The following is a 14544-nucleotide window of genomic DNA, read 5'->3' on the forward strand; positions in this document are numbered from 1 at the left end:
AATAGAGTTGCAGAAATAAGGAACTCCTTTCCTAAGCCCTATCCCCTCTACTCTATACGCTGCTCTTGGTCCACAAGCCAGGTCTGGGCCAGTTTATAGGTGATAAAACCGAAAATTATTATAAGTAAAATGCCGGAAAAAACAATGCGTTTAGCCCACGCGGAACTGGTATAGGCGGGCATATCGGCCGCGTCCATAATTTCGTAAACCCACCATTTAGTGCCGCTCACCGCTGAAACCGAAACCAAATAAGTGCGCCCTCTGAAAAAAACTTCGCTCATGAAGCTGGTAAGCTCTTTATCGGAGGCTGACGCCACCATTTTAAGCACTTCAGGCGGGGCTTTCAGGCCGGGGGTGATTATAGAGCGGCCCATGGAATCCGCTATTATCTGCCCCCCTCCGTCCAAAAGGCCGAAATTCCCCCAGGAATTATTGCCCATGAGCCTTGCGATCTCTCCAAGGTACGCCAGGCTAAGGCGGCCCAGCAGGAAAGAATCGGGCTTGGCGCTTTTCACGGACGATACCGGTTCCATAAGCACAAGCGCGGGAGGGGTATAATCGCCGAATTCCACCGCGCCGGCGGATTGCGCGCTTTTAGCCGCCTCTTTAAAAACAGCTTCTTTAGAATAATCTTTCGGATCCTTAAGAGAAGCGGTTCCGGCACGCGCGATTTCCAGGCCTGAGCGGTTCAGCACCGAAAACTCGGAAAAAACGCTCGGGTTTTCCCTCATCCTCCTTTCAAGAAAAGATTTTTTTCCGGCGGGCGTTGAAGCGTAAAAATCCTTAACTGCGGTTATTTTTGACAGGTCATAGTTGACGGACAACACCGAGGACAGAATGCCTGAGGCGGTTCGTGTGCGCAGTTCAAGGTAAGACAAGGTGTCTTTTGTCAGCAGTTCCCTCGCGCCACTAAGAAAATGAGCGCTTAGAATGAAGAACGGCAAACAGAACATTAAGATCACCGAAGCTATAAATTTATATTCATTTTTTATATTCATAGTAAAATACCTTGGAGAAGAGAATAGCGTATAGAGATTAGCGAATAGGGAAAGAGTTTTTATTACGAGGCTTTTATACTCGCCCTTTCTCTTCTCTAAACCCCTTGCCTCTAACCGCCAGCCTCTGCTTTAAATCAATTTTAGCACATTGCACGGCGTCCGCAAACGCGATCGTTATTTATTAGCCGGCTTTTTCCTTTCCAGCAATTCCTTCATTCCCCAGACAAGGAATTCCTGCAGCCCCAGGCCCGCGAACGCGCATAAAACCCAAAGTGAAGCGAGGTAATACCTGGGTTCTATCCCCCCGGTAGCCGGCACCTGCGCTATGGCCGCAAGCGGCAATAGCGGCACAAGCGAAGCGGCAAAGAAGAACAGTAAAGCGTATATCTTGAGCGAGAAAGCAAAATAAACCCCGAGAAAAAGGAGAACTATACTGAACTTATAGTAACAGGCATGGGGCAGACCGGCGCCAAGGCTTATTCCTAAACCTTTAAAAGCGGCTCTGGCAAAACCTGCCGCGCCATTTCTGCGCACGAAACCGCCAAGGCTAAGCGGTTCTGTTTCCATGTCGGGAGCCGGCTTATAGGCGTACTTATCTATGTTCGCCCAGCGCCTTAAAGACTGCTCCTGTAAATAGAAAGAATTGCGATACTGTTTTTTCTGGTAAACCAGATACGGCGCGGCGATAAGACAGGCGAGGCTTATGGAAATAGCGGCGGCTTTTATTCTTTCAAGCCGCAAATCGCGGATAATTTCGAAGAGAACCAGCAAGGCTATAACAAAGGCGCAGTCAAGGCGTGCAAGCAGGGCCAGGCCGCCGAAAAGCCCCGCGAAAACGGACTTTTTAAGTGTTTTAACCTCATATGAATTATAATGCCAGAACAGCGCGAGAAAAAGAGCCGCGTACAGGTTTGAGCTTGACTGGGCTGCGTAATAACCGAAGTAAGGATTTGCCGCCGTAAAAAGCGCGGCCATGGAACCGGCTACGGAGCCATAGCGCTTGCCAAAAGCAAAAAGCGTGAAAATAACAAGAGCCGAGAAAACCGAGAAACCGCAGATCATTAAAGCCGTCCTGAACCCAAGGCCTGCAAACATAAGTATTTTAAGCGCGAAAACAGGGAGCGGCGGCGCAAAACCCGGATTATAAAAAAAAACGGCGCCTGGGACGGCCGCCGCCCAGGAACGGGCTTCCCCCAACGGCGCCTTGGCATAAAGTATCCAACAAATGATTATATTAAGGGAAAGGGCCGTAAAAACAAGCCAGGAGGTAAAATGCAGGTTTAATTTACGCCAATCAACGTTAAAACCGGGTATTTTAAAATCGAACATTTTAATATTTTGAACCGGGGCGGCTAAAAAGTCATCAGCCCCTCATTAACTATGCCGCCGGCAAACCTGCGGGGAACAATTTGCTTTTTATTTAAATGTTCCGCCTGCCACGTCGGCGAAATTCCCAGCGCTTGTGCCTGTTGAAACCACTAGTTTCTTCGGTGAACAGTCGCTGCAATAATATACCTCTCCAAGCGCCGGAGTAATCCCCTTCAGTTCACTTATCGTTTTAGAAGGAAATCCTATCTTTCCCCCGATAGAAACTGACCCCTCAAAATAGTTTTTAGCCGTGGCGCCCTTGGAATAAAGGTTGAAACTGCTGGAGGTCCCGTAGGCGGACTGGTCGTTAATATAAAGACCGTAGTTGTTGGCGATCCTATTGGAACCCATGGGAGTTTCCGCAAACAACGCGTAAGCATTGGTAATATTGGCCGTCGGAGACTGAAGGGTGTTCCAACCGCGGACGGCCATAGCTTTATTCACTGTCCCCGTCCCGCTTCCATCGTAGGGGTTGCCGGCCATGATGATAAAGTTTCCGCCCAAGGCGTTGCTCACATTCCCATTATTGCTATTAACAGCAATGCCGGACACCCCGGCCATTGTGCTTACTACGATCCCTGCTCCGCCTGATGCTGTAGCTAGGCCGCTGGCGCCTATCAACATAGCTAAAGAATTTTCGTAATTGGCAGTGAAACCAGCCCCTGTCAGCGAGGTATTGGGCAACGAACCCGCAGCCGGATCGATCTCGGCATTAACCGTTAACCCGGTATCCCCAGTAAGGTCCAGAGCCCCCCCTGAAAAAGTTTCATCTATATTCACTATATTGCCGACGGGCTCCAGCGTGGAACCGACGCCGAAAGCGGCATGCCCGCCCACATAAACATTGGTGGCGAACTGCACTGAAGCTCCGATCGCGGTTATACTGGGCACATTTAGTATCTTGTTGCCTTGCATATTCAAATCTGTGGTAGCCGTGTGGTTGCCCAGATTATCGCTGCCGCCTCCGCCGCCCGAAATACCGGTTAAAGCCGAGCCGTCGCCGTAGTATTTAGCTGCGTATATCCCGCCGGCGCCGGTCATGCGTATAACATTGGCGTTCCCTGTGGAGATCACCAGCATATTGCCTGAAAACCCTGCGACGGTTGAAATTTGCAATTGAGCTATCGGAGCTTCGACGCCTATTCCCACACTGCCTTCAAAATAGTTTTTTGAGGCGGCCCCCTTGGAGTAAAGGTTGAAACTTTTTATGGTGCCGAAACCGGACTGATCCCCTATATAAAGCCCATAGCTGTTATCTATATGGCCTATAGAATCAGGTATTGAGGCAAAAATAGCATAGGAATTGGTTATATAAGCCCCACTGTCTCTTACCGAGTTTCCGGCGAAAACACCGTAAGCGTTTGTAATGGCGGGCGTAGCCGCCCCAAAGGCTATCGATTTAAAGTTTCCGCCGTAAGCGTTTGTTATCGTGCCTCCAAACTGGCTGCCTATTCCTGAAACGCCGTAAGCATTGGTTAAGTTGCCTGCGTTTTTTTGCATGGCATTGCCAATAACACCGGTAAGAGTTGGGAAAGAGTAGTTGCCGATTTCCTGGTTCGTCGCCGCGCTAAAACTGCCGCCATATAGCGCGGTATCCGCACCACCGGAATTATTATCAACCTTACCATGTGCTTTCAAAACATAACTATCCTGACTTATATTACCGAAGATCTCAGACATAAAAACGGCGGTTGAGACCTCGACTGTGGCCGCGTTGCCGAAAGCGGCATGTCCGCCCACATAAACATTGGTAGTGAACTGCACTGAAGCGCCGGACGTTGTTATGGTGGAAACATTTATTACCCTGTAGCCCTGCATGTTCAGGTCCGCGGTGGCCGGGTTGTGCATGCTTCCAGCGAGGGCCGAGCCGTCACCCATGAATTTTGAAGCCATAAGCACGCCGGCGGCGGACATGGAAGATATTACAGTCCCGCCGGAATTGCGCCAAATCTGCGTGTAAAGGTCGCTGCCTGCCCCCTTCACCTCCAGCCGGGCCGCGGGGGTGAGAGTTCCAACCCCCACCGTCCCGTCGTTGCGGATTATAAACAGCGGAGCTGAACCTGAATTTTTAGCCAGAAACGTGTTCTCAGTATTAGCGCTCGTAGTGCCGATCACGAGCAGTTTACTGTTTCCGGCATCGGTGGTGCCGATCGCCACACCGGAAGAAGTGTTGGTATTATAAACCGTATTCGCTCCGGCGGTCCACAATGCGGAATTGTCGTTCGTGGAGGTACCGTTCAAGTCGTGCCATGCACCCGAATAATAGCCCTGATAAGCGGTGCCCGTAAATCGGATCTTGCCATCACCTGCGACTCCGGTCAAGGCGCCGACCTTGATATCGCCGTTCACATCAAGTTTCGCCTGCGGGTTCAGCGTCCCTATACCGACATTGCCTGTCACTATACCCATTCCCACATTCCCGTTGGAAACTACCAAACCGGACGATATAGACACTCCCGGCAGAGAATCGTTTTGGGCCGTGAAGGCCGCCGTTGAAGAAAAGGTATTGGAGCCGGTGAAAGTTTGCGAGGAACTAAGTTTCGCGTAACTGGCCGCCTGCGCCGTGAAAACCGGGTCCGCTTCAGGCGGCAGACTCAGGGCGGAACCGTCCCCGTAATATTTTGCGCCTGCCAGCAGGTAAACATGCGTGGAAACGTATACTCCCCCCTTTGCCGAGCTATCGGCTGAGCTTATTTCCACATCCTGCGCGAACCGGATCTTCGCCGCCCCTATGCCCAAAGCGCCTGTTACGCTGAGCGAAGAAACATTTAACACCTGGTAACCGGCCATGTTGAGGTTCTGGGTGGCCGTCGAACCTGAAACGCCTGTAAGCCCCGAGCCGTCGCCGTAATATTTGGCGCCTGGCGGCAGGTAAACATGCGTGGAAAAGTAGACCCCGCCGTAATTGGCGGCCGCGGCAGAACTAATTATAATATTTGAGCCGAATTGCTCCGACGCAATGTTAATTATCTGGTTCTCTGACATGTTCAGGTCTGTGGTGGCCGTGTGATTGCCCAAATTATCCGAGCCCGAAACATTGGCCAGGGACGAGCCGTCGCCTATGAATTTTGCGGCCGACATAACACCCGCTGCGGACATGGAGGATATTATGTTTCCGCCGGAATTGCGCCATATCTGCGTGTATGGGTCGCCTGGAGCGCTCTGCACATCCAGCCGCGTCGCGGCTACGGGTATGCCGACGCCCACATTGCTGCTTACGCTCACGGTCAATCCTCCGGCGCTCCCGTCGTGGGAAATCCAGTAGTTGCCGACTATCAGGTTCTGGGTCAGCGTATGATTGCCGAGGTTATCGGATCCGGTGCCGCCCGTGCCGCAGGCGCTTCCCGCCAGCTGGAGCATTCCGGAGCTGTCCGCGTATACGCAGCGAGGGCCCGAACCGGCGAAGTTGGAACTGATGATATTGCCGTTAGTGAATATGTTAGTGCTGAATACCACGCCCGCGCCGGCGCTTGTGATGGAACTGACCGTTATAGTGGAAACCCCGACTATGTCATAATTAGCCATGTTCAATGTGGTGGTGGCTAGATGGGTACCCAGGGTATCAACGTTGGACACACCGGTCAGCGCGGAACCGTCGCCTATGAATTGTGAAGCCATAAGCACACCCGTCGCGGACATGGAGGATATTATGGTTCCGCCGGAATCGCGCCAGATCTGCGTGGGGCTGTCGCCCGCTGCCCCCCGCACATCCAGCCGGGCGGCCGCGCCTGACATGCCGATCCCCACATTTCCGTTGGCAACGGTCAAACCGGACGATATATATACGCCCGGCAGAGAATCGTTTTGGGCCGTGAAAGCCGCCGTTGAAGAAAAAGTATTGCTGCCGGTAAACGTTTGCGAGGAGTCAATTTTCGCGAAAGCGGCTTTCTGCGCCTCAAAAACCGGGTCTGCTTCGGTATGAATAACGCCAGTCAAGAAGGAACCGTCCGCGGCCAGAACCCCTGTATCAGATATGGAGGCCTTCAGCACACCGCCGGAATCGCGCCATATCTGCGTGTAGCTGTCTCCCGCTGCCGCCTGCACCTCCAGCCGCGCGGCGGGAGTGGTTACAGGGCCGACCCATACTTTCCCGTCGTTGCGGATCGTGAAAAGCGGCGCGAGCAGGAAATCTTCGGCAAGGAACGCGTTGGTCAAGTTATTGGCGGTGGCGCCGGTCACGCGCAGCTTGCTTGTGCCGGCATCCATTGAACCAATGGCTACATTTGAAGAAACCTTAACGGGATAAATATTATCGTCGGCCCCCATCCACAGAGCGGAATTATCTATTGTGAAAGCGCCGCTCATGGCGTTCCAGGCACTGCCATTATAGCCCTCGTAGAGGCCGCCGGCATACCTCATGGTGCCGGCGGGAACGATTGCCGGGGTGTTGCCCAGCTTAATACCGCCGTTAACATCAAGTCTCGCCTGGGGATTTGTCGTACCTATTCCCATATTTCCGTTGGCAACTATCAAACCGGACGAGATATACACACCCGGCAGAACGCCATTAATGGCCGTGAAGGACGCGGTTGAAGAAAAGGTATTGATGCCGGTAAATGTTTGCGCGGAACTGATTTTCGCGTAACCGGCCGTCTGGTGGTTTCCCCAACCGTAGACCGTGTTCCAGTTTGATATGTCTCCGGCTGCGATGCCGTAGGCCACATGCCCAGTGAAAACCGGATCTGTTTCAGGCAGATTAGTGAGCCCAGAGCCGTTGCCGTAATATTTAGCGCCGGGAACAAGATAAACATTAGTTGAAATGGCCAGCCCGCCGTAAAGGGAGGCCGTAGTTGAGCTTATTTCCACATTCTGCGCGAACCGGACCCTGGGTGAATTCATACCCGACATCCCGGTTACGGTAAGCGACGTAATATTAATAATCTGGTTCCCGTTCATGTTCAGCGTGGTGGTGGCTATATGTGTGCCCAGGGTATCGGCGGGGGATACGCCGCTCAGGCCCGACCCGTCCCCGTAATAACGGTTGGCATACACCCCGCCGGAACCCGTAACCTGAAAAACGCTGGAAGAGCCGGTGGATACCATAAGCATGATCCCGGCTTCACCCGCGCCGGAAGATACCACAAGCCTGTACGACGGGGTGTCTGAACTTATACCGACATTGCCGCCGGTATTGGTGGTGTATAGATTGTTGCCTGAAAATGCCCAGGCCCTTGCTCCGCCGGCAGTGATCTGTTTTGTGCCGTCCTGAAAAACTATTCCCTTTGATGAACCATTGACAGCGGTGGAAATTATTATATCGCCGTCGGTAACGGTAAAAAGCCCCTTGGCGCCCGCGCTGGTTACGCTGGTAAGAGCATGCAGGGCATAAGGCGAAGAAAGCAGGGGTTCCAGCGGCAGAAGATTGCCGTCCACCGTTACTTCCACATAGGGAGTAAACGTCTGCCAATCTATATTCGCGAAATTCCCGGCGGGCGTGCCCAGGACATATCTAAAAAGACCGGCGGACACGGCGACATCCGTTGACCCGCTGGTCCAGTATTCCTGACCTCCGTCTGCATTAGTAATTCTAAACTTCATTGGCACGGTGCCCGTGTATATGGCGCCGTCTTTTCTTAATGTTCCCTGGTAGATTATCCCCTGCGGAACGGCCGCGCTTAAAAAAGCGGAAAAAGCGGTCAGCCACAAACCTGCAAAGGCAAATAGACGAAAAACTTTTTTAAAAACCATACTTTCCTCCAGAGAAACACTGGCTGAAGGCTTAGGGATTAAGGCTGAAGGTTTAAGACCGAAGCCAAAAAAACAATTATTGTTTTTAATACATTTTTGCATCATTCCTCACCTGACACCTTTCTCCACCTTGATCCTTCAGCCTTTCCTATCGGCAATTACTGCTTTTCACCAGTAAATTCCAGCGCTTTTTTAAGGCCGAGCTCCGCTTTTTTATTTCCCGGTTCAAGCGCAATACAATCCCGCCAGCTTTTAACGGCGGCGGCATAATCTCCGGCTGAAAATTCCCTTACCCCCTGCTCATAAAGCCGCGCGGCGCCGGCCTGGTCGGAGCTCTCGCGGACCCTTCCTTCAGCCAGTTTCTGGTAAAAAACGGCTTCTTCATTTGACGGGTCTCCGGCCAGAAGCTGGTTCCAAAGCCCGAGCGAGATTTCATATTTTCCGTCCGCATAAAACCGGAAAGCGTCGGACGCGGTTTTATATCCTGTTTCCGCCGTTATTTCAAAACCGCTCACTTCCTGCATTTTGCCCAGCATCTGCTCCGTGCCCTGTGTATTCACGTATTTATACGGGGAATCGCTTTCCGAGCCCGTGGCGAAAAAAAGCGTGGCCAGATCCCTTGCGTCAACGGAATCCCTGTTCTGAAACAGTACGGGATAACAGCTTTTCATGGTTTTATAAAACCTCTTTTTTATGGCGGCGTTATCCGAAGTAAAACGCGCATATCCATCCGAGTACGCGGGCGCTTTTTTAAGGAAAACCTCATACTGCAGCACGGCTTCCCGCAGCGTTTCCGGGCTGCCGGCGAGTTTTACCACATCGGAATAAACGCTTTTCCACGCTTTCAGGCGCCTTTTTTGATTTTCACGGAGCCGTGCTTTGGCGGCTTTCAATGCCGCGGCCTCGCGCAAAAGCCTGTCCTTCTCTTCTATAATCCCGTTCTTTTCCTGTCTGTCCAGCATGGCGCCGGAGTCTCTGAGATAGCGCGCGGCCGCGGCGTTGCCGGGCTCTTCTATAAGCACATCCATGAAACCAAGCATGGCCTTTTTATACTCGCCGCGCTCGTAAAACCCGGCGCTTTGCGTAAAGTTCTGCCCGTTTTCCGGAGAAGAACAAAAAACCCGTATTTCCGAAAAAGCTGAAACGGCAAGAAAGACGGCGGCGGACTTCAGGCAGAATCCGCGGGACATTATTCTTTCTCCGTTTCCATCTGCCTTCTTGCGCCGCGCAGCAGCGTAACCGCTTCTTTCAGTGCGGGGTCAAGCTCTATGGCTTCCCCTAATTCCGTCATAGCCTCGTAATAGCGACCGTCCGCCATAAGCTTTTTGCCCCGCTCAAGTTTCCGCATCGCCCTTTCCTGGTCGGGTTTTAGATACGGAGAAATTTCCACGGGATGGCCGAACTTGTAAGCCGCGCTCAGGCGGTGAGTCAGGCCGAATTTACCCAGACTGGCCAGGGCGTAATCAAGCTGGATGAACTTAAGATTAAATCCCACCCCGAAGCGCAAACCGCTGCCCAAATCCGAGGCTGATACCCAGCCCATTCGCCAGGCCAGCATTTTTTTAGTCAGATATTCAAGCCCGGCGGAACAATAAACTTTCTCATCATTCGGTTTTTTTATGTCAAAAGCAAGCGAAAGCGGGTCACCGTAAAGCGGAGTTATAAAGCCAAAACCCAGTGAGTAGACAGTCGGGGCCTTGTCCTGAACGGAATCGAATTTCAGCCCTTTTCCAAGCGACTGGATGGAAAAGCCTATGTCCACAACCGAATCGCCGCGCCGGTTAACGGAAAGCAGGCCTATATCGTAAAGCGTGGTTCCTGCCGACACCGGCCCCAGGGTCTCACTGGCGTATTTTAAAGCGGCCCCTCCGAAAAGGCCGAAGCGCTTGTCATCCCAGGGTCCGAAAAGCCTGCGCGCGTAGGCAAGCGAAAAAGCCTTATCGGAGGAGGAAAGCGAACCTGTCGGGCTGTTGTACTCATCGTAACCGTCAATAGACCCCGTCTGCAAAAGCGCTATGGAGCCGGCAAGCACTCCGCCTTTGGCAAAAGGCTGGGCGTAGGCCGCCTGCTGCATGCTAAGATTTTCTATCCAGGAGCTGTAAACCGCGCTCGCTTCCTTGTAATCGGTCAGACCCAAAGCCGCCGGATTAAGCTGGCAGGCGGCAAGGACATCGCCGTACATGCCTACCCCGCTCTCGCCCATGGCTACGGCCCTCGGGCTTTGCGTTATCCTCAAAAATTCAAGGCCTGACGCCCCGGTTCCGGCCAGCGACGGAGCGGCCAGGCAGAACAAAGCGCAAAGAACCGCCGCCGCGCGGAGCGCCGAAAAAGGTGAAAATTTAATATCCCAGGTTCTCATTTTATAATTACAAGTTTTCCGGTCTTGCGGTTAGAGCCGGAAGTAACTTCCCAAATATAAACCCCGCTTGCCACCAACTCTCCATCCGAATTCTTTACGTCCCATGGTATCTCGCCGTTAATAATAGTGGCTGGAGCGATATCAATCTCCTTGACCAGCCTGCCGCTTATGGTATAAATTTTTATTTTCCCGCGCACCGGAGGCGAAGTAAACCTTATCCCATCAGCCCAAGTGCCGCTTCTGGCGGCGCCGCTTGCGTTGGGCCTGAAAGGCACGGGGTACGCGTGCACCGATGAAACATCTTCATCCGGAGAAGACATAAGCGCATAAGTTGAAAAATGCCCGGTATTTAAAGAAACCGTGCGCGCGGTCCTGTCGATCACGGCGCCGTTCTGGCGCACCCAGGTCTTCACATCATCGTTAAGCCACCAAACGGAAAGATTCCTTACTTTCACCTTCGGGTTCGTTCCGTCCACTATGCCGTTATTATCAGCGTCCTTGTAGTCAAAGCGCAAGGTCCAGGGGATTAAGGGTTGGATCGTGCTGCCGCTGACATCGTATGAGGCGGCAGTCAGCGTTTTGAGCGGCAGGAACCCGTACAGGTTTTTCCCGTTGGCGGCGCTTATAGCCTGTGAATCCTGGGAGGTTGAGAGCACCACGAAAAAATCGCTGCCAAAAGTCTCCGATGATAGGTTAATGCGCACGGAATCGTCGCCTGCCAGCTTTGACACATTATTCTGGTCCTTGTCCATGGCCACGCTGAAATAGACCGTAGCGCCTGACGCGACAGGCAGGCCGTTGAGATCCTTGAGCGCTGAAGAGAAATTTATGGCAAAAAGTCCGCCTTTCGCCCAGACCGCCGACCCGGTAGCAATGCTCACCGCACTCTCAAGGGGCAGGTAGGCCACATTCACGGTCCAGGTGGAATTGACAGCGGCTGCCAGGTGGTCTGAAACCTGGGTTACCCTCACCTGCTGTGAAAGGGATGAGGTGGACATTTCGTTTGAAAAAAACACTTTCTGCGCGGAGCTCTCGCCCGTCCCCCACAACACTCCGCCCGATACCATCCCCTTATCGGAAGTGAAACTCAGTATTTCAGGGAAAAGCCTTGTGGAATAAAATTGTGAGAGATATCCCGTAGTCAGCTCCCCGCCGGAGTAATTGAACGCATAACTGCCAACCGCCTCGGACCCGATAGTCTGCGCCACGCTATAACTTGATATAGTGACCATATTTGACACAGTAACCGGGGCGGAGCCATATGAGCCGTAAACTGAATTTAGCCGCGTCCAACCGGCCCATAAACACTGCTCAAATGAAAAAGAAAGAACGAAAACGGCTAAGAGTTTAAATAAGTTCATAAATTGTCACTATCCAGGTTCACGGTTCAACGGTTGAATTTCAAGACATGCATAGGCGCCGTATCAAAGCCTATGGCCTGCAAATGGCCAAAACGCCTGTGCAAAAGATAACCCTGAACCGTGAACCTGACAACCTGAGCAGTTACGATATTTTAGCAAACTTGGCAACCCGCAAGTTCAGCCGCTTGGACATATAAAGACATTGTAATGGATACGGATTATGGAATTGTGAATAATTTGTTAACTCGCAACTCAATATCCCCGATAAAAAGAAACCTTGTGAGCGCTTATATGAAAAGGCCGGACATCTATAGTATTGCCGAAATGTCCGTCAAACGTCAAGGCACTTTCAGTTACACCATCCCGCCGCCCGCTTAAAGCCTGCAGGATGTGCGCCGGACGACAATCGTATTTTTTGTATTATATTAAGGACTCGTGACAGAATAATATGAACATTTGGCTGAGTCGATTTTGGAGCGAGCCGCAGCGGCGTGAAGCGACGCGTACTACACGTACGTTAGCGGAACGACGCAAAGGCGTAGCCCAAAAGCGGCCAGCCCCCAGGGGGAGGCCCATATTATTCTGTCACGAATCCTAACAATGGATAAAATAATTGAGCTTGAATTTAAAAAAATAGTCGGCGAGGGCAAAGCCCTTGGGCGTCATGACGGCAAAGTTGTGTTCTGCTACGGGGTATTGCCCGGCGAAACCGCGAGGGTTAAGATAACCTTTGAAAAACGGAATTTCATGGAGGCGGAACTGGTTGAAATAGTCATTCCCTCGCAAAAACGCGTACCGGCCAAAGAAAACCATTACATAAGCTGTTCCCCCTGGCAGATAATGGAGTATTCCTACCAGGCGGAAACTAAAAAAGGCCTTATCGAAGACCTGCTTTACCAGACCACTAAAGAAACCATAAGGCTGGATAAATTTTACGAAGCCAAAGAGCTTTTCGGCTACCGCACAAAAATCGAATACAGTTTCACCGAACATGAAGGCAAACTGGCTTTTGCTTTTCACAAACGCGGAAACTTCAGGGAAAAATATATCTTAGCCGCGGGCTGCGCTCTGATGAGCGAAAAAACAAACGCCCTCGCGCTTGAAATACTTGAGACCCTGAATAAAACCGGCCTTTCAACGGCGGATCTAAAGACCCTGGTTTTCAGGGAAGCCAAACGCTCCGATGAGCGGATAGCCGTGTTATTTTTAAAGCGCAAGGACATAACTTTGCCCGAAATAAAACTCACGGGGCTTAACGGTTTTATGGCGGTTTACTCAAACCCCTTAAGCCCCATGAGCTCGGCGGATGAAATCCTTTACGCCTGGGGAAACGACTTTGTGACCGAAAAAGCGGGCGGCACGGCGCTTTCTTACGGTTTTGACTGTTTCTTCCAGAACAATGTTGATCTTTTTGAAGAGGCGCTTAAGGAAATCCGCGAAGCGACTTTTAAGTGCGGGAAGTTGATAGACCTTTATTCGGGCGTCGGCGCCATAGGCCTGTCGCTGCGCGACATGGCGGAAAAAATTTACGCGGTGGAGTCGGTGCCGAACGCCGCGAAATACGCGGCCTTAAATGCCGCGAACAATAAAGCGGCCCACTTTGAAATTTTATGCTCAATGTCTGAAAAAGCCGACGCGGCCTTTCTTGAAGGCGCCGACATTCTTGTGCTTGATCCGCCCAGGGCCGGTCTGCATAACAAAGTGGTGAAAAAGATCATGGAGCTGCTCCCGAAAAGGATAATATACTTATCCTGCAACCCCATCACGCAGGGGCGCGACGCCGCCTTTTTCCTTGAAAAATACAAGCTGGTCCGCGCCGTAGGTTTTGACTTCTATCCCAATACTCCGCACGCGGAAACGCTCATGGTGTTCGATAAGGGTTCGTAAAAATTTTCAGGCTTTAAAATCCGAAACGCTTACGGTGTAATATTTGGTGCCGCATGGATATCCGGGGTATGGGCCGCAATTTTGGCTGCCATCGCCGCGGTCCTTGGGACGCGCCGGCGCGGTGCTGGTGTTTACGGAATTTGCAAGCTCCTGCAAATTTGTCGGCTGCGCCTGGGCGGAAGGCTGTGCGGGCTTGAGTTCGGTTTTATTGTCTTTGAAACACGCGGCCAAAGAAGCAAACGCCAGCGCCGCAAGCCCCAAAATCCCGAATTTAGCCAGTTTATTCAACTCGCCCGCGTTTAAACCGGTTTTTGATCCAAGCTCATAAATCTTTTTCATTTTAACCCCTCAAGCTGCGAGTGTATTCTATCCGCTCCAGTTATTTGTGCTATTTGCTGTTCGCCCTTTATCAATTAGTTAATGCTATTTTAACCAATTTCCACCTAAAAACAAAACCGGCGGACGCTTTAAAACGTCCGCCGGTAAACTTCCAGCCTATGACTGTGCCGCATTATACCGGAGCTGAAGAACTTAAGTTCTTCAGCTCCAGTCATCAGACGGCCTAAGGCAACTATTTGCCTTTCTTCGCGGTCGGCTTGGCAACGGGTGTCGCGGCAGGCACAACCGGGGCAGGCGTCACGGCCACAGGCGCCGCTTCTACGGCGGTTCCAGCAACCTGCTGGGTGGCGGCCGGCTGTTCAGGGGTCTGGGCGGCTTCCTGCTTTTTGCAGGCAACCGCGAGTGTAAGCGCCGCTAAAGGCAGCGCCAATAATAATGCTTTCTTCATTTTTTGTAGTCTCCTTGGATTTTACTAAATACTAAATTTTCCGTATTTAGATTATACAACTTATTTCAGCGGACAAATAATATCCAAAGCAATATT

9 protein-coding genes are annotated in these 14544 nt (G+C 51.7%); 1 reads left to right on the forward strand and 8 read right to left on the reverse strand.

The window, feature by feature from the left end; all coding sequences use genetic code 11:
* Positions 1–47: 47 nt before the first annotated feature.
* From NTX59_14265 to NTX59_14290, 6 genes are all read right to left on the reverse strand, one after another.
* A complete protein-coding gene (locus NTX59_14265) occupies positions 48–998 on the reverse strand; it encodes a cache domain-containing protein (protein MCX5786843.1) in 951 nt (316 codons plus the stop codon).
* A gap of 174 nt (positions 999–1172) precedes the next feature.
* The gene (locus NTX59_14270; GenBank protein ID MCX5786844.1) at positions 1173–2327 is read right to left on the reverse strand and encodes a hypothetical protein; all 1155 of its coding nucleotides are present in this window, start codon (positions 2325–2327) and stop codon (positions 1173–1175) included.
* A gap of 87 nt (positions 2328–2414) precedes the next feature.
* Entirely contained in the window at positions 2415–8054 is a 5640-nt protein-coding gene (locus NTX59_14275) for a hypothetical protein (GenBank protein MCX5786845.1), read from the reverse strand.
* 158 nt (positions 8055–8212) lie between these two features.
* A complete protein-coding gene (locus tag NTX59_14280) occupies positions 8213–9244 on the reverse strand; it encodes a hypothetical protein (protein ID MCX5786846.1) in 1032 nt (343 codons plus the stop codon).
* Entirely contained in the window at positions 9244–10413 is a 1170-nt protein-coding gene (locus tag NTX59_14285) for a PorV/PorQ family protein (protein ID MCX5786847.1), read from the reverse strand. The genes NTX59_14280 and NTX59_14285 overlap by 1 nt, the downstream gene beginning before the upstream one ends.
* On the reverse strand, positions 10410–11774 hold the full coding sequence (locus NTX59_14290; protein MCX5786848.1) for a T9SS type A sorting domain-containing protein: 1365 nt from the start codon (positions 11772–11774) through the stop codon (positions 10410–10412). The genes NTX59_14285 and NTX59_14290 overlap by 4 nt, the downstream gene beginning before the upstream one ends.
* 600 nt (positions 11775–12374) lie before the next feature.
* Between NTX59_14290 and NTX59_14295 the strand changes: the two genes are divergently transcribed.
* Positions 12375–13661, forward strand: coding sequence for a TRAM domain-containing protein (locus NTX59_14295; GenBank protein ID MCX5786849.1), 1287 nt, complete (start codon positions 12375–12377; stop codon positions 13659–13661).
* A 6-nt stretch (positions 13662–13667) separates the two neighbouring features.
* On the opposite strand, the gene NTX59_14300 is transcribed toward NTX59_14295, so the two are convergent.
* Together NTX59_14300 and NTX59_14305 are read right to left on the reverse strand one after the other, a co-directional pair.
* The gene (locus tag NTX59_14300) at positions 13668–14000 is read right to left on the reverse strand and encodes a hypothetical protein (protein MCX5786850.1); all 333 of its coding nucleotides are present in this window, start codon (positions 13998–14000) and stop codon (positions 13668–13670) included.
* A 232-nt stretch (positions 14001–14232) separates the two neighbouring features.
* A complete protein-coding gene (locus tag NTX59_14305; protein ID MCX5786851.1) occupies positions 14233–14448 on the reverse strand; it encodes a hypothetical protein in 216 nt (71 codons plus the stop codon).
* Positions 14449–14544: the final 96 nt, after the last annotated feature.

Source organism: Elusimicrobiota bacterium (assembly GCA_026388155.1).
Lineage (GTDB): Bacteria > Elusimicrobiota > Elusimicrobia > Elusimicrobiales > UBA9959 > UBA9634.